This is a genomic window from Lysinibacillus sp. GW823-FHT06C08, assembly GCF_058795135.1.
This window is the reverse complement of sequence record NZ_JBXAHN010000001.1, coordinates 802,253-818,271: the sequence shown is the minus strand read 5'-3', so window position 1 is coordinate 818,271 and position 16,019 is coordinate 802,253. Positions and strand designations below refer to the sequence as shown.

The following is a 16,019-nucleotide window of genomic DNA, read 5'->3' as shown; positions in this document are numbered from 1 at the left end:
CTCACCCTATATAACGTGTTAAATTCTCAAAAATGTCTCTCGCATAGCTAGTAACTTGAGATAACATCCATGGGCCAAAGAACACTATGGCCACAAAGACGGCGATAATTTTCGGTACAAATGCCAAAGTTTGCTCTTGAATCGAAGTGGTAGCTTGAAAAATACTTACAGCCAAACCAGTGATTAAAGCTACTAATAATAACGGACCGCTTGTTAGAAGGATAATCATAATGGCACGTTCTGCAACGGAAATAACCAATTCACCTGTCATACTGTATCATCCCCTAAAAACTTTGTAGTAGCGATTTCATGACGAGATACCAGCCATCGACCAGAACAAACAATAAGATTTTGAATGGCAATGAAATCATTACTGGCGGTAACATCATCATCCCCATCGACATTAATGTACTCGCAACAATCATATCGATCACTAGGAATGGAATAAAAATCATAAAACCTATTTGAAATGCTGTTTTAATTTCACTTAAAGCAAATGCTGGCACAAGCATTGTCAGTGGGATTTCTTCCACTGATGCTGGTTTTTCTGCTTGATTGTACGATAAAAACAAGTCAAGATCTTTTTGTCTTGTATGCTTACTCATAAATTCTTTAAATGGCAAGCTTGCCCGATCATAAGCTTCATCTAAACCAATTTCTTCAGAAAATAGTGGTTGCAAAGCCTCTTTATTGACCTCTTGAAAGGTTGGTGCCATGATAAAGAACGTTAAAAATAAGGCTAAACCAACAATCACCTGATTAGGTGGCATTTGTTGTGTAGCCAGTGCTGTACGCACAAAGGATAAAACAATGACAATTCGAGCAAAGGATGTCATTAAAATTAAAATACTTGGTGCCAGTGATAAAACGGTTAATAGTAGTAAGAGCTTAACGGATGTTGAGACGTTGGTTGGATCGCTATTGGAAAAAATATTGACTAAATCATTCATTTATCATCCTTCTCCTTTTGCTTCCATCGCTCAATCTCTTCACTGCGCTCCTGTTTAATTTCGGAAATCTTTTTTTCAAAGAGTTTGCCAAATGTCTCTTGCTTTTGTTCATTTTGCAAATTCACTCTATCTTTTTTCTTAAACTTAGAAAATACTTCTGCGATATACGGTGATGTTGCTGCAAGTTCTTGCCTTTCGTTATAAAGTGCTAACAGTGCTTCTATTTCTTCAGGATCAGTAATTTCACGTAATAGCTGAACGTCTTCACCGACACCCACTAAATACATGGTTTTACCTACTTGTAAAAGCTGTACTGATTTTTGTGCACCTAACGATAAACCGCCTAAATTTTGTATCAGTTGATTACGTTGAAAGTTTAAATTTCGTTTATTTAAAAACTTCATTAAACCATAAAACAAAGCTACAACAAAAATAAGCGCTAAAACCATTTTTATGTATTCCCATGCAGATATATCTCCAGCTGCTGATACACTTGGTTCTTGTTTAGCAGCTGGATTGGTAGTATCTCCATAACAAGCTTCTGGGTCTTTAATGCAATCTGTCACACTATTCGTATCAGAGTCTGCATAGACTGAAGTTGGTGTCGGGTACAAAAACAGGAAGGATACAAGAAATGCAAAAATCATCGTGAAACGAAATGATTTTAACATTTTCATGCAATCATCCTAGCGCTTTTTGGATCGCTTCAATTACTCGATCTGCTTGGAAAGGCTTAACAATAAAGTCTTTCGCACCAGCTTGAATTGCATCGATTACCATTGCTTGTTGTCCCATTGCTGAACACATAATTACAGTTGCACTTGGATCTGATCCCTTAATTGCTTTAAGAGCCGCAATACCATCCATTTCTGGCATTGTGATATCCATTGTTACTAAATCTGGTTTTAATTCATTGTACTTTTCAACAGCCTGTAATCCATCTGCCGCTTCTCCAACAACCTCAAATCCATTTTTCGACAAAATATCCTTGATCATCATACGCATAAATGCAGCGTCGTCTACAATCAAAATTCTTTTAGACATGGTTAACTCCTCCAATTGAAACTATCTTAAATTATTTAAACGCTCTGCTTGACTTAAAACATCTGTAATACGTACACCAAAGTTTTCATCAATAACAACGACTTCACCTTTAGCGATTAAACGACTATTAACTAATATATCAACAGGCTCCCCTGCTAATTTATCTAACTCAATAATCGAACCACTTGATAGTTCTAAAATCTCTTTAACAGAACGTTTCGTACGTCCTAACTCTACAGTAACTTGCAATGGAATATCAAGTAGCATATTTAAATTTCTAGCTTCAGATTGAGAGATTACATTTGAATCAAAGCTAGCAAATTGTGCTTGTTGAACATTCACTGGCTGTGCAGGTCTCGCTGGTTGCGCAAACTGCTGTGGTTCCTGATAAACCGGTTGCTGCATAGTTGCTTCCGGCTGCTGATAAACAGGCTGTGCAGGCGGTGGCATAACAGGCGCTTGTTGTTGAACAGGTGGTGCTGCAATTGGCGGTGCCTCAGGTGCAATCGTTGCAGCCACAGGTTCTTCTATTGATTCAGTTTCACCTAATAGAGATTTTACGATGTTTTGACTAAATTTAAGCGGTAATAATTGCATTAAATTCGAATCAATTAAATTACCAATTCTTAATCTAAAAGATACTTTGACTAGCAAATCATCTTCAGGGATGTTTTCTCGACCTTCATTTTGAGAAATATTCATTAAATCAATTGTCGGAGGCGAAATATCCACTTTTTTGTTGAACACTGTCGACATAGATGTAGCCGCTGAGCCCATCATTTGATTCATGGCCTCTTGAACAGCACTTAACTGAATTTCTCCTAAGTCAGGTTTCGGATTTAATCCATCGCCACCTAACATAAGGTCTGCAATAATTGCAGCATCAGATTGTTTAATAACAAGTAAATTCATACCTGTTAAGCCAATCGTATATTCCACTTGTACAGCTACATAAGGATGTGGAAACTCCTCTTCTAATTTATTTCGATTAATCATTGATATACTTGGGGTAGTAATATCTACTTTTTGTCCTAATAATGCCGAAAGTGCAGTGGCAGAGCTCCCAAAGGAAATATTGCCTACCTCACCTAGTGCATCTTGTGCAAACGAATCAAGGTAATCCTCTACTCGTATATCATTTGTTTCATCAATTGAAGAAGCTTCAGTGCCGCTGTTTTTATCTTCCAACGTCTCGCCCCTTAATAGCGCTTCAATTTCTTCTTGGGAGAGCATTTCATCACTCATCTTCGTCTCCTCCTTTCAAAGGGTCGATAATCTGGATTGCTAATTTTTTGCCTTGCTTACCTGGTTGAACAGTGAATTTTGGTAATGTCCCTACCTTTAATAGAAGTGGATCATTAATTTTTTGCTCTAGCTGTATAACATCACCAACTTGCATTGTAAGGAAATCCTCGATCGTGATATCCGTTAGCCCTAATTCAACCGAAAGCGGTAATTTTGCTTGTTTTACGCGTGTTTCAAGCATTTTTGTTTGCTCTGGAGACATTTCTTTTGTATTTGTTTGCATCCAATAGCGAACAGAAAGATTGGGAACAATCGGCTCCAATACAACATGCGGAATACAAATATTGATCATACCGCTTGTTTCACCAATGATCGTATTTAATGAAATGACAACTACTGTTTCATTAGGTGAAATCATTTGTAAAAATTGTGGATTAACTTCAAGCTCCACTAAAATCGGATCAATTTCCGCTACATTTTCCCACGCCTCGCGTAAATTGTCGAATGAGCGTTCAAAAAGGTTTGTCATAATTTTTGTTTCAATTTCTGTTAGATTATCTACATTACTATGACTCGCCCCACTACCGCCCATTAAACGATCTAGCATGGAATAGGCAATGTTCGGATTTATTTCCATCAATATATTACCATCTAATGGTGGCACTTCAAACACATTAATGAGCGTCATATTCGGAATCGAACGAACGAACTCTTCAAATGGTATTTGGTCTACTGATGCAACTGTAATTTGCACATAGCTTCTAAGCTGTGCAGAGAAAAAGGTTGTCAATAGTCGTGCAAAATTTTCGTGTATTCGGGTCAAACTTCGGATTTGATCTTTTGAGAATCGAAGCGCTCGTTTAAAGTCATAAACTTTAACCTTGCGTCCCTCATCCTCCTTTTTTATGTCATCTGCTGACATTTCCCCAGTCGATATAGCGGAAAGCAGCGCATCTATCTCGGATTGAGATAACACATCTCCTGCCATTTGCCCACCTCCATTTCAAGCAGTTTCTATTTTATTGAGTGATGAAGGAGGTAAAATATACTTCCTGGACTTCTCCCTCTTGCATCAATTCATTTACTCTAGTTTTTAATGATTTTTGGAAAATTTGCTTTCCTTGCTTACCTTCTAAATCTTTTTGCTCCATTTCAGAAAGTTCTTGTATAGCAATGTTTTGCACTTGGAAAACACGCTTTGTTAATTCTGCAGCAGCATCTTTGCTTGTCGTTTGAACTTTTAATGACAAGCGTACTACTCTTTTATCTGCAAGATTCGTTGTGATTTCCGGAATCTCCACTGTTGCCTCTACAATTTCATCAATGGTTGGTTCAATAGCTCCTGTCGGTTTATTAAATTGTGTAAGCAATACAAACAAAATAACCCCGATCAGTATGACTGCTACTAGCAAAATAATAATCATTGTTAACATTTTATTATTCTTCATCTTTTTCACCTCTTAGATGCGGGTTGGATAGTATTTGTATATTGTTATAAAAGGCAGTTACCTTTTGTCGCACCTCATCTTCACTCTCTAAAACAATTAATTTTGTTCCAGTTGTTAAAGTAATAGTCGTATCTGGAAATGACTCGACTGTTTCTATGTATAAAGCATTTAATGTAAATGCTTTGCCATTAAGACGTGTTAGTTCAATCATTGAATTAGGGCCGGGTCTAGCATGAGAGCCGGCCCGACCCTCCCTCATATGAAAATATGTTTGTTAAAACGTCCGTTATGAATGAAAGGACTATTCAATCATTAACGTTTTAAGTTTACTAGCTCTTGTAACACTTCATCTGATGTTGTAATAATACGAGTATTCGCTTGGAAACCACGTTGAGCAACAATCATCTCTGTAAACTCTTCAGATAAGTCAACATTCGACATTTCTACAGCTCCAGGCACTACTTTCCCCATCCCTGCTACAGTTGCTACTTGTCCATATGCAGCACCAGAGTTCGCTGTTTGTTGATAGTAGTTCCCACCACTCTTAGCAAGACCACCAGCGTTCGGGAATTTAGCCATAATCAGCTGTCCAGCCCATTTGCGCTCACCATTTAGGTCTACATATTCAATCGTGCCATTAGCTCCGATGCTAATCTCTTTAGCAGTCGTAGGGATACGAATTGGACCTACAGTTCCATCATCAGGTGTTAGTACACCATCATCATCAAATAAGTTTGCGCCTTCATCCCCTGAAGCAACTGGTGCATCATCTGGATTGATACCATCATCATCAGCTTCCATTACGATATCCTCTCCAGCAGATACACCAACTAAATATTTACCGTCAGCATTCACTAAATAGCCATTGCTATCCATATAGAAAACACCATTACGAGTAAATAGAGTATTGTTGAAGCCTTCTTCGTCTATGAAACCACTATCTGGATCAGGAGCACCATTTGCATCAGCTACCATGAAAAAGCCATCACCCTCAATTGCTAAGTCAAGACCACGTCCTGTACTTTGTAAGGAACCGCCCCCATGAATCGTATCAATGGCAGCTAATTGTGTACCCAAACCAACTTGTTGTGGATTCACACCACCTCGTGTAGCTGTTGCTGCAGATGCACCAGCTTGTGTTTGAGACATTAAATCTTTAAAAAGAACACGTCCTTTTTTAAAGCCAACAGTATTAACATTTGCAATATTGTTACCAATAACATCTAGCTTTGTTTGGAAATTTTTAAGACCTGAAATACCTGAATACATAGAACGTAACATAAGTTTTCGTTCTCCCTTCATTTTTTATTTGTGTGCTTCTATCAATCAGCATCACGAAGGCTTCCTTTCATAAGAAGGTCCAGCCTTTAAAGAACGATTGTGCCATCAATATTTGTAAATAATTGTTGTTTTGCTTCCGTGCGATCCATTGCTGTAATGACAGTAGCGTTTTTAGCACTGACAATTAAAGCTGCTTGATCCATCAAGACTAATGGCTGTTTAACACCTTTTGAGTGAGCTTCAAATACCTTATCCGAGACAACCTGCCATTCTTGTTCAGAGATGTCAATTTTACGCTCCATAATACGTTCATGCGCATGTTTGCTCACCTTCAGCTCTTGCTTTGATGCTTCCTGTAAATGGGCTTTAAAGGATTGCTGTGAATGAATGGACGTAGGTTGAGTTGCACGAATAGATGGATGCAAGGGTACACGATGAATTGAAAATTTATCCATCACTTTTCCCTACCTTTATTCGCTAATAACTGTAAAATCTTTATCCGTAAGTTTTTTATCATTATCTAATACGTAGTAAATAACGCCATCTTTATTGGAAACAGAGACGATTCTCCCTTGTAGTTCCTGCTCGCCATCTTGATATGTAACTTTTTTACCTATCAATTTACTCGCCTGAACAAGTGGCGTTTCTTGCACAGGATTATTTCCATTTGAACTTGTTCCAGAGCCAAGAATTCCAGAAATATTACCAGGCGTTATTTCCTTCCCATCTGCTAATTTGAAGACAACACTACCATCTACAAATTTCAAGGATTCAATCACACCTGATCCTTCATTTACAACTGGATCTCCTTTTTCATCTGTTTTATCTGTAATTTCATGCCATTTGACTTCTTTACCAACAAAGGTTGCATAGTTCATCATTTGTGTTTGTTGCTGTGATGCTAATAATGATTCTACTGCCTTTGTCATGTTCTGCATTTGTTCTAAAGAAGAAAACTGCGCCATTTGAGAAATGAATTCTCGGTCATTCATAGGATTTGTTGGGTCCTGATGCTGTAATTGGGTAATTAACAGTTGAAGAAAGGCATCCTTACCAAGTTCACTATTCCCAGTTTGTTTGGTTGGTTTTCTATAATTAGAATAGTAAAGATCGTCCGTTATGGATGTATTGGTTGCTTTAGATGTTGCATCCGCCATCAATTACACCTCCTCGTTTAATAAATAGTCACTAAATGACATCTCTTCATCGTCATCCTCAGTTTTTTGTTGCTGTTCTTCATCCTGTTGTTGTCTAAAGAAATTATTAAAGAAGTTTTGATCACGTTGCTGACGATCTGCATCCTGTAATGATTGGGCAATATCAAGACGGTCTACTTGAATGTTCTGCTGCACAAACGCCTGCTTTAGCTGATGTGCTTGACTATCAAGCATTTCACGTCCATGAGCTGTAGAAGCTAGTAGACGAGCTGTCAGTACACCATCATTTTGCACAAGCTCTATACGAATGGTTCCTAAATTTTCTGGATACAACTTAATCGTTAATCGTGTAATCCCCTGTGCATTAGAAATTTGAGCTCTATTGATAATGGCTTGCATTTCTTTTAATAAAGCCTCTGACTGTGCAGGTTTAGCAGTCGGTAATGTTACTTGGAACGTATCCGGTTTGGTTTGCACCGTTTGTGGTGTTACCATTTCATTAGAACTTGTCTCACTTTGCTTCGTCATTTGGACTTGCTGGAAGCCTTGTAATGACAATGTTCCTGTTGATTTGGTTGTTGTTACTTGTATTGTTTCTACTTGGGTTTGTAATGTCGTTAAAAGACTTTTAACGGTTGTTAACAAATTTTCTTGTGGAGCTGTTAAGTCCGATTTCTGTCCTACTAATTGTGCTAGCTTTAACACTTGAAGTAATTGCGTTGCTTCTTTTGGTGTTACTTGACCTTCTCCTTGTAATGCAGCACCTATTTGCCCTTGAAGAATTGGCGCTTGGGCATCTACTAAGGATAATAGCTCCCAAACATCACTAGCTTCTTTTTCTTCTCCTAATAGCTGCTGGACTATTTTTTGAAGCTGTTCATCATCAATACCTAATGCATTTAATATATTGTCCAGATCCAGCATTTCGTCCATAGACACTGCTTTACCGTCTTCTCCCAGTTGAAGGATTAACAAACCATCATCGTGGGGGATTCCTAATAAATCGAGTACCTCTTCCAATGAATCAGCGTTTAAAACCTGCTGTAAATCAGCTAGCTCATTATTTGGCGTAGTTTGAGCAGTTTGATTTGATTGAGCTGAGGAAGATAGGACTTGTCCAAAAACAGAGCCGAATTTCGATAAATTATCCTGTTTCGAAGTTCCGTTGATCTTCCCATCAGCACTACTAGCTGCTGTTGTTGGCTTTGTTGCCGCATTTTTAGTCGGTACTGATTGAGTGATCATTTTCATCATCGCTATATCCACTATTTTCACCTCCTTTCATGAACTCTATTGTTTAGCCATGAGCTCCGTATATTTTGCTGCATCTTTAGCGTCCATTTTCTCTAAAATTGCTGCTAGTTTATCAGGTTTTAAATTGGTTAAAATGCGCAGTGCTTCTGTATCACTCATATTGATTAATACAGGTGCTGCAGATTTCGGAGACATTTTATCGAAAGTCGATAGAATATCGTTGAAATCGCGCTTCACATCATCTTGCTGTCGATTTAATTTTTCAATTTCAAATTGAAGCTGCTCTTTTTCTATCGTGAGCTTCTCTTTTTCAGTTGTTGTCGTATCTAACTTTTTTTGCAGCTGTGTAATTTCTGCTTCTTTTTCTTGAATCTCTGCCTGTAAATTAACTATTTTCGAGTCATTGTTTACGACAGCATCTTTCGCTTGCTGTTCTTCTGACGGAACAAAAGGTAAACTGCCAATTGCCTTTTTACCTAAATCAAAAACATTTGTATTCATTAATGTAGCCACAACAAGTAAAACTGCTACGACAAACATAAGTGGCAGTACGATCCAAGTAAAAAACTTTAGAAAGCCTCCCGTTTTTTTCTTAGGCGGCTGTTCTACTAATTCCGCTTTCAATCGATTGTCTTTTCTCACCATGAAATCACCTGATTTCTCTCTTGTTATACGTTAATAATGAAATTTCATCTAAAAAAAGGCTTTCTATACGATCCTGCTCTTGTTGGAAAAGCTTAAAATCCTTTTCTCTCATTTTTTCAAATTTACGTACTTCCAAGTTTTTTTCTAATAATTTATCTTCGTGCCAATTCATTTTTGCACGAGCTTGTATCACTTTCTGCTGAACATCTGCAATTGTTTTTTCAAGACTATCAATAAAACGTGCGTAGTGATGAATTTCATCAATAGATGAACCAACCGTTAAACGATCCTGCTGGAAGGCAATTAAATCTTCTTTCTTTTTAAGCAAGTCATATAACTTCGTAGCCACTTCCTCAAAAGATCGGACAGATTCTTTATAGGCCATTTCAGTTTCGTTTTTTTCTTGCTCACGAATTGTTAATACTTTTTCAAAACGATACACATAGCTGACCATCTAGTTCACACCACCGTTCGATAAGGATATTAGCTCATTTACACTTTCTTCCAAGGTCACTTTGTCCAAATAGCCCTGTTTAAGATAAGTAGTAATAAGCGGTTCATAATGAATAGCTTCATCAATTTCTCTAGACGTCCCTCGTTTATAAGCGCCAATATTGATTAAATCCTCAGATTTGTCGTATGTATAATAAAGTTCTCTTAATCGTTCTGCAGCTTTTTTATGCTCTGGCTCTGCTACATGATTCATTAAACGACTAACACTTTTTAAAACGTTTATAGCAGGGTATTGACCTTTATTAGCTAAATTTCGATCAAGCACAATATGACCATCTAATATCCCTCGCACCGTATCAGCGATTGGTTCATTCATATCATCACCATCTACTAGGACCGTATAAAACGCCGTGATAGAGCCCTTTTCATTAGTACCTGTACGTTCTAATAATTTAGGTAAAATCGCAAATACAGATGGTGTATACCCCTTCTGTGCTGGTGGTTCACCTGTAGCCAGTCCAATTTCACGTTGAGCCATGGCAACACGTGTTACAGAGTCCATCATCAACATGACATTTAATCCACGATTTCTAAAATACTCGGCTATTGCTGTTGCAGTAAACGCCCCTTTTATCCTCATTAATGCTGGTTGGTCAGAAGTAGCAGCAACAACAATAGAGCGACTTAGACCTTCAGGACCTAAATCACGTTCAATAAATTCACGAACCTCACGCCCACGTTCTCCAATCAGCGCAATTACATTCAAATCTGCCTGCGTATTTCTCGCAATCATTCCAAGAAGCGTACTTTTTCCGACCCCTGAACCAGCGAATATCCCGACCCGTTGGCCATTACCAACCGTTAACATTCCATCGATAGCTTTAACGCCGACCTCAAGTCTTTCATTAATTGGCGGACGTGTTAGTGGATTTGGCGGATCTTGCTCTGTCGGAACCGTCATTAGTCCTTTTGGTAATAAGGTGCCATCAATAGGATTTCCCATTGAATCCAACACTTTTCCTATTAGCTCTGGGCCCACTTTTACTTCTAGTGGAGCCCCCGTCCCTTCAACAAGACAGCCAATAGATATTTCTCTTAAAGAAGTGAAAGGCATTAAAACAACAATTTCATCTTTAAAGCCCACCACTTCAGCTAAAATGATTTGGTGACCATTGTTTACAGTTTCCACATGAATTTTACAAACATCACCTATGGAACTATCTGGACCTTGCGACTCAATCATCAAGCCGACAACTCTAGTGACTCTACCAAACTTTTTAAAAGTTGGCATATGAGGAATATGTTCGATTAATTGAGCCGTCTTCATCTAGATCATTCCCTACTTTCTAATATTTCATGAAGCTTTAATCTTAGTTCGTTCAATTGCTCATCGATGCTCACAACTATACGTCCATGATTTGTTTCGATATAGCAATCTGTTTCATTGTTCAAATCTTCATTAACAAAAATCATGAATGGTACATCAACCGGGAACATTTCCGCTAATTCATCACGATTAGCAGTAATTAAAGCGTGATAGGTTGGCGACACATAAATTTTAATTTCTTTCATCTCTCTAGCTTCTTTTAAGCCTCTACGAACAATCGACACAAATAGATCGGGATCACGTTCTAAAGATGTGCCAATTATTCGTTCTGCTGTCGTTAGACCAAGCTCTAGCACCACAGCTTCTTGATCATCAATATATTTTTTTGCGTTTTCTTTTGCTTGATTAATGACCTCATTCGCAGTTTGAAGTGACTCGGCCATTGCTTCAGTGGATTTGTTCACACCGTCTTCATAGCCTTGGCCAAAGCCTTCATCATAGGCTTCTTGAACTCGATTCGGTCTTTCTTCTTCCCAACTTAACTTCAAATGCTCAATCTCTTGATAGTGCATGTGCTTTTCTTGCTCAAATGCTTCACGTTCTGCTTGTAAAGAAGCTCTAGCCTCTGCAAGCAAACGATCTCGCTCAGCCATTATTTCTTCTATTGTTAATTGATGTTGGGATGAAGCATCATCACCATCTTCCAAATCAAATCCTTCAAACATATCGCGAATTTGTATCTCTTTTACATTATCGCTATCGGATTGAGTGTAAATTGAACGGATGATTCTAGACAATGACGTCATCTCCTCCACCACGTGCAATAATGATTTCACCAGCATCCTCTAGGCGACGAATAACAGCAACAATTCGAGATTGGGCCTCCTCTACGTCACGTAAACGTACAGGTCCCATAATTTCCATTTCTTCTTTAAATGTTTCAGCCATACGTTGAGACATATTGCGGAAAATAATATCTTTTACTTCTTCGCTTGACACTTTCATTGAAAGCAGTAAGTCTTCGTTCTCACAATCACGAATAACACGTTGAATGGAACGATTGTCGAGTGTAACGATATCTTCGAATACAAACATGCGTTTTTTGATTTCTTCTGCAAGCTCTGGATCTTGAATTTCAAGTGCATCAAGGATCGTTTTCTCAGTTTGTCGATCAACACCATTCAGTACTTCAACGACTGCATCAATACCACCAGTTTCAGTGTAATCTTGGGTAACTGTAGATGATAATTTACGCTCTAACACCGATTCAATTTCACTAATTACTTCTGGTGAAGTCGATTCCATAACAGCTATACGTTTTGCAATGTCAGCCTGTACTTCCTGTGGTAATGAAGATAAAATCACTCCCGCTTGCCCTGCTTCTAAATAAGAAAGAATGAGGGCAATTGTTTGTGGATGTTCATTTTGAATAAAGTTAAAAATTTGTGCCGGATCAGCTCTCCGTGCAAAATCAAACGGTCGCACTTGTAACGAAGATGTCAGACGATTAATGATCGTCTGAGCTTGTTCTACACCTAGCGCTTTTTCTAATACTGTTTTCGCATAACCAATACCACCTTGCGTGATATAGTCTTGAGCTAGCGCAATATTGTGGAATTCTTCTATAATCTCTTCCTTGACGTTTGATTCTACTTTTTTAACACTTGAAATTTCTAATGTTAAACGTTCGATTTCTTCCTCTGTTAAATGTTTATAGACTGAAGCTGAAACTTCAGGTCCTAATGAAATTAACAAGAGAGCGGCCTTTTGTTTTCCGGTTAATTCCTTATCTTTCTTGGACACAGCCGAACCTCCTAGTTAGTCTTCAGCAATCCAACTACGCAGTAACTTCGCAAAATCGTCTGGCTTATCTTTTGCCATTTTTTCTAGCTGCTTACGACGCATTGTAGCTTCCGTTTCAATTTCTTCATTAATATCGTCAATCATTAAATCTTCTTGTTCTTCTAGGATACTTAGCTCTTCTTCTTCCTGCGCACGTTTACGAGAACGGATAATGAAGAATGCTAACAATACAATAACAGCTAATAAGATACCGCCAATAACCCAAACCCACCAAGGAATCATTGGTTTTTCATCAGCAACCTGTGTGGCCTTACCATATAGAGGCTGTACAGATACGGCTACTTTCTCATCAATTTGCTCTTGAGTAAGCTCAGCTGCTACGTCTTTAGAAATCGTTGTACGAACGATCGTGCTTAAAATTTTCTCAATATCTTCGCGAACACCGTCTGGTAATGACGCTGCATCTGTTGCTGTTGGTGGTTCAACAATCACTTGAATTCCAATATCTTGCACCTTATAAGGTGCTTCTTGAATATCTTTACGTATACGATTCACGTCATTGTTAATAGTTTCTTCTGTACGTTCATAATCACCGTTACCCGATGTACCTTCATTATAGGTAGTAAAGTTATCAGTAGTTGTTTCAGCTTCAGGTGTTCCAGTAGCGGCTGCCGCCCCTGTTCCAGAATATTGCTCAGTAATTCTTTGAGCACTAATGGCAATTCCTTCCATATTCTCTTCATCAACAGGTGTCACAAGATTTTCTTCGCGATTTTCCTTCTTGAAGTCAATATCCGTAGTGACAGAAACCATTACTTTATCTTGGCCCATCAACGTACCAAGCATATTTTGCACTTGACGTTGTAGATCACGTTCGACTAACTTTTTCATTTGTAATTGACCTTCAGCCGTTGCTGTAGATGTTCCATCTGTTGTGGCTGCATTCAAGTCAAAGTACTCTGAGAATTGGTTAGAGATTACGATGTTCTCAGTTTTTAAATTCGGAATACTTTTTGACACCAAATTATACATAGTTGTAATTTGCTGCTCTGTAAATTTATATCCTGGATCTGTATTTAATACGATAGATGCAGTTGCATCCTCTTTCACATCTGTTACGAAGACCCCTTCTTCAGGGACAGTAATCATTACCTTTGCATCTTTAACGCCTTCAAGGTTTCTAAAAAGCTTAGCAATTTCAGTTTCAGTGGCTGCTTTTTTTAATAGATTAAATTCGTTATCTGTCATCCCAAACCCTGAACTGTTTGCAAATGAGTAATCAATCGTACCCGTTTGTGGATATCCTTCTGATGCTAATTGCACTAATAAGGAGTCAACTTGCTCCTCAGGCACTAAAATAGATGTTCCGCCTGGCGCAATTTGATATGTTACACCTTGTGAATCCAGTGCTTCCTTTACTTGTCCAATTTCTCTTGTAGATAAATCTTTATAAAGTGGAACATATGTAGTTTTTGAAGCGAAAAACGTTACAATTGCAGCAAGAGCGATGACGCCTATCAAGGAGCCAATCATAACTATTTTTTGCTTTTTACTTCGACTTTTCCAAAATTGACTGGTGTCGTTTTTTATTTTCGTCAATCGTTCATTCATTATGAATCCTCCGGTTATAGTGAATAACCTAGCCATCAATAATTTGCGAACTTCAAGAGCCCACCATTTAGGTAGTCATTAATCTGCATTGAGAGGGGCTCTCCCCCCTCAATAAAAGATTAAACGCTCATTCGCATTATTTCTTGGTAAGCTTCAATCACCTTATTGCGAACTTCAATTGTTGCGTTTAATGTAATGCTCGCCTTTTGTGAAGCAATCATTACCTCATGCAATTCCACATTTTCACCTTTAATTAGCTTTTGAGTAAAATTATCGGATGTGATTTGCTGGTCATTAACTTTGGCTATTGCCTCTTTTAACGAGTTCGCGAAGCTTTGTTGGGCTTCATAAGGTGTCGTATTAAGTTTATTTGTTTCATTTACAACCTGAGTAGGTGTCATTAGCGAAACGGACGAAATTGTCATTATGTATCTTCCTTTCTTCTTATTTATTTACCAATCTCTAATGCCTTTGTAAGCATAGATTTATTTGCGTTAAATACTGTTACGTTTGCCTCGTAAGAACGAGTGGCTGACATTAAATCTACCATTTCTTTTAATGGGTCGACATTCGGCAAATTGACATAACCATCTGCATTTGCATCTGGATGAGTTGGGTCATAAACAAGTTTGAAAGGTGTTTCTCGGTCTTCTGCAATACGAGTTACTTTCACACCATTACCAACACCGCTTTTGGCGTCTTTCCCAAGTGCTACATTCATAAACTTTGAAAATTGTCCTTCTTGTGCTGTAAACGTTACGGACTTCCGTCGATATGGCTCCCACTCCCCATTAACTTGACGAGCTCGAGTTGTATCCATGTTTGCCATATTAGAAGAAATAACATCCATGCGTAAGCGTTGTGCAGTTAAAGCTGAGGCAGTGGTATTCATCCCATGGAAAATAGACATCTATTACTTACCTCCTTTAATAACTGTGTTTAATGTGTTTAATTTCCCGTTTACACGATCAATTAAAGCATTGTAGTAAATTTGATTTTCTGCTAATTTTGCCTGTTCAGCATCCATATCTACTGCGTTGCCATTATTTCGGTATCGTAGATTTTCTATATTATTGACACCAGGTGTAGATTGTCGAATTGTGAAATCATAATGTCTATTGTCAGTTCGATAGGCAGAAATAGAGATATCCTTTTGTTCCGCCAACATATCCTTAAAACTAACATTTTTCGCCTTATAATTAGGTGTATCGACATTCGCAATATTGTTTGCGATTGTTTTATGATTCAAAGTCGCATAGGAAAGTCCATTTTCCAAGCTACTAATAGTTCCTCCAAATAAATTCAAAACTGTTCACCTCAATTTATTAAATTCTATGTACTTGTTAATATATTCAATAATACAATTGTAATTAAGATGCTACCTAGTGTCTATTGTCTTTTGTCACTTTTTAATAGTATATACGCCCTATTTTTTTAACGTCTCAACCGGGACAATACTTCTGCATCCCTTGTAGCTCTAGGCTTCATGAAAGGTTGGTTAACATCTAGTTATTTTACACTATTTCGACAGTGTTTACGATTTTAGTATTAAATTTGCCTTTTTATGAGCTTTATCGCCTTTTAAAATGAAATTAATTTAAGGTTCCATTTTACTAGTTCGACAAATGGCTGAATATTCTAATATAGACAATTAACAGTTTATTCACCATTATTCTAAAGTATCACATATTTCATTTTTATATGCTAATTGTAGTGACAATTTTATGAACGACATTAGGATAAAAGAAACAAAAAACATCAATATTCTCCAAATTTGTATTTATACAAAAAATAACAATCA

21 protein-coding genes are annotated in these 16,019 nt (G+C 37.7%); all 21 read right to left on the bottom strand.

Annotated features, from left to right (window positions below; all coding sequences use genetic code 11):
* Window position 1: 1 nt before the first annotated feature.
* Window positions 2–271, bottom strand: coding sequence for a flagellar biosynthesis protein FliQ (gene fliQ / locus AC1Q6O_RS03760; protein ID WP_008180750.1), 270 nt, complete (start codon window positions 269–271; stop codon window positions 2–4).
* Between the two features lie 13 nt (window positions 272–284).
* Entirely contained in the window at window positions 285–950 is a 666-nt protein-coding gene (fliP, locus tag AC1Q6O_RS03755; RefSeq protein ID WP_008180752.1) for a flagellar type III secretion system pore protein FliP, read from the bottom strand.
* Window positions 947–1,621 (bottom strand): flagellar biosynthetic protein FliO, encoded by a 675-nt coding sequence (locus AC1Q6O_RS03750; protein WP_239354275.1) that lies wholly within the window; start codon window positions 1,619–1,621, stop codon window positions 947–949. The genes fliP and AC1Q6O_RS03750 overlap by 4 nt, the downstream gene beginning before the upstream one ends.
* A 10-nt stretch (window positions 1,622–1,631) precedes the next feature.
* Complete coding sequence (locus AC1Q6O_RS03745; protein WP_008180756.1) at window positions 1,632–1,994, bottom strand: response regulator; 363 nt, start codon at window positions 1,992–1,994, stop codon at window positions 1,632–1,634.
* Between the two features lie 21 nt (window positions 1,995–2,015).
* Window positions 2,016–3,239 carry a flagellar motor switch phosphatase FliY gene (gene fliY / locus AC1Q6O_RS03740; RefSeq protein WP_008180757.1) on the bottom strand — a complete coding sequence of 408 codons (1,224 nt, stop codon included), beginning with the start codon at window positions 3,237–3,239 and terminating at the stop codon, window positions 2,016–2,018.
* On the bottom strand, window positions 3,232–4,227 hold the full coding sequence (gene fliM / locus AC1Q6O_RS03735; protein ID WP_008180759.1) for a flagellar motor switch protein FliM: 996 nt from the start codon (window positions 4,225–4,227) through the stop codon (window positions 3,232–3,234). The genes fliY and fliM overlap by 8 nt, the downstream gene beginning before the upstream one ends.
* 31 nt (window positions 4,228–4,258) lie before the next feature.
* Window positions 4,259–4,687: a flagellar basal body-associated protein FliL gene (gene fliL, locus AC1Q6O_RS03730; protein WP_008180761.1), complete on the bottom strand. Its 429-nt coding sequence runs from the start codon at window positions 4,685–4,687 to the stop codon at window positions 4,259–4,261.
* Entirely contained in the window at window positions 4,677–4,898 is a 222-nt protein-coding gene (locus AC1Q6O_RS03725; RefSeq protein ID WP_008180764.1) for a flagellar FlbD family protein, read from the bottom strand. The genes fliL and AC1Q6O_RS03725 overlap by 11 nt, the downstream gene beginning before the upstream one ends.
* Before the next feature lie 101 nt (window positions 4,899–4,999).
* Complete coding sequence (gene flgG / locus AC1Q6O_RS03720) at window positions 5,000–5,968, bottom strand: flagellar basal body rod protein FlgG (RefSeq protein ID WP_043990752.1); 969 nt, start codon at window positions 5,966–5,968, stop codon at window positions 5,000–5,002.
* 86 nt (window positions 5,969–6,054) lie between these two features.
* Window positions 6,055–6,423 (bottom strand): TIGR02530 family flagellar biosynthesis protein, encoded by a 369-nt coding sequence (locus tag AC1Q6O_RS03715; protein WP_008180768.1) that lies wholly within the window; start codon window positions 6,421–6,423, stop codon window positions 6,055–6,057.
* A gap of 15 nt (window positions 6,424–6,438) precedes the next feature.
* Entirely contained in the window at window positions 6,439–7,125 is a 687-nt protein-coding gene (gene flgD, locus AC1Q6O_RS03710; protein WP_043990753.1) for a flagellar hook assembly protein FlgD, read from the bottom strand.
* A gap of 3 nt (window positions 7,126–7,128) precedes the next feature.
* Window positions 7,129–8,391, bottom strand: a complete 1,263-nt coding sequence (locus AC1Q6O_RS03705; protein ID WP_090001001.1) for a flagellar hook-length control protein FliK — start codon at window positions 8,389–8,391, stop codon at window positions 7,129–7,131.
* A gap of 24 nt (window positions 8,392–8,415) precedes the next feature.
* A complete protein-coding gene (locus AC1Q6O_RS03700; RefSeq protein ID WP_008180774.1) occupies window positions 8,416–9,024 on the bottom strand; it encodes a MotE family protein in 609 nt (202 codons plus the stop codon).
* Window positions 9,025–9,028: 4 nt separating this feature from the next.
* Entirely contained in the window at window positions 9,029–9,478 is a 450-nt protein-coding gene (gene fliJ, locus AC1Q6O_RS03695) for a flagellar export protein FliJ (protein ID WP_008180776.1), read from the bottom strand.
* The gene (gene fliI / locus AC1Q6O_RS03690; RefSeq protein ID WP_008180778.1) at window positions 9,479–10,804 is read right to left on the bottom strand and encodes a flagellar protein export ATPase FliI; all 1,326 of its coding nucleotides are present in this window, start codon (window positions 10,802–10,804) and stop codon (window positions 9,479–9,481) included.
* 5 nt (window positions 10,805–10,809) lie between these two features.
* Window positions 10,810–11,601: a flagellar assembly protein FliH gene (gene fliH / locus AC1Q6O_RS03685; RefSeq protein ID WP_043990755.1), complete on the bottom strand. Its 792-nt coding sequence runs from the start codon at window positions 11,599–11,601 to the stop codon at window positions 10,810–10,812.
* Complete coding sequence (gene fliG, locus AC1Q6O_RS03680) at window positions 11,594–12,607, bottom strand: flagellar motor switch protein FliG (protein WP_008180783.1); 1,014 nt, start codon at window positions 12,605–12,607, stop codon at window positions 11,594–11,596. Before fliG ends, fliH begins: the two co-directional genes overlap by 8 nt.
* A 15-nt stretch (window positions 12,608–12,622) precedes the next feature.
* Window positions 12,623–14,218, bottom strand: a complete 1,596-nt coding sequence (fliF, locus tag AC1Q6O_RS03675) for a flagellar basal-body MS-ring/collar protein FliF (protein WP_492400918.1) — start codon at window positions 14,216–14,218, stop codon at window positions 12,623–12,625.
* A gap of 119 nt (window positions 14,219–14,337) precedes the next feature.
* Window positions 14,338–14,643: a flagellar hook-basal body complex protein FliE gene (gene fliE, locus AC1Q6O_RS03670; protein WP_025113930.1), complete on the bottom strand. Its 306-nt coding sequence runs from the start codon at window positions 14,641–14,643 to the stop codon at window positions 14,338–14,340.
* Window positions 14,644–14,666: 23 nt separating this feature from the next.
* Complete coding sequence (gene flgC / locus AC1Q6O_RS03665) at window positions 14,667–15,128, bottom strand: flagellar basal body rod protein FlgC (RefSeq protein WP_008180788.1); 462 nt, start codon at window positions 15,126–15,128, stop codon at window positions 14,667–14,669.
* Between the two features lie 3 nt (window positions 15,129–15,131).
* Window positions 15,132–15,524: a flagellar basal body rod protein FlgB gene (gene flgB / locus AC1Q6O_RS03660; protein WP_008180790.1), complete on the bottom strand. Its 393-nt coding sequence runs from the start codon at window positions 15,522–15,524 to the stop codon at window positions 15,132–15,134.
* Window positions 15,525–16,019: the final 495 nt, after the last annotated feature.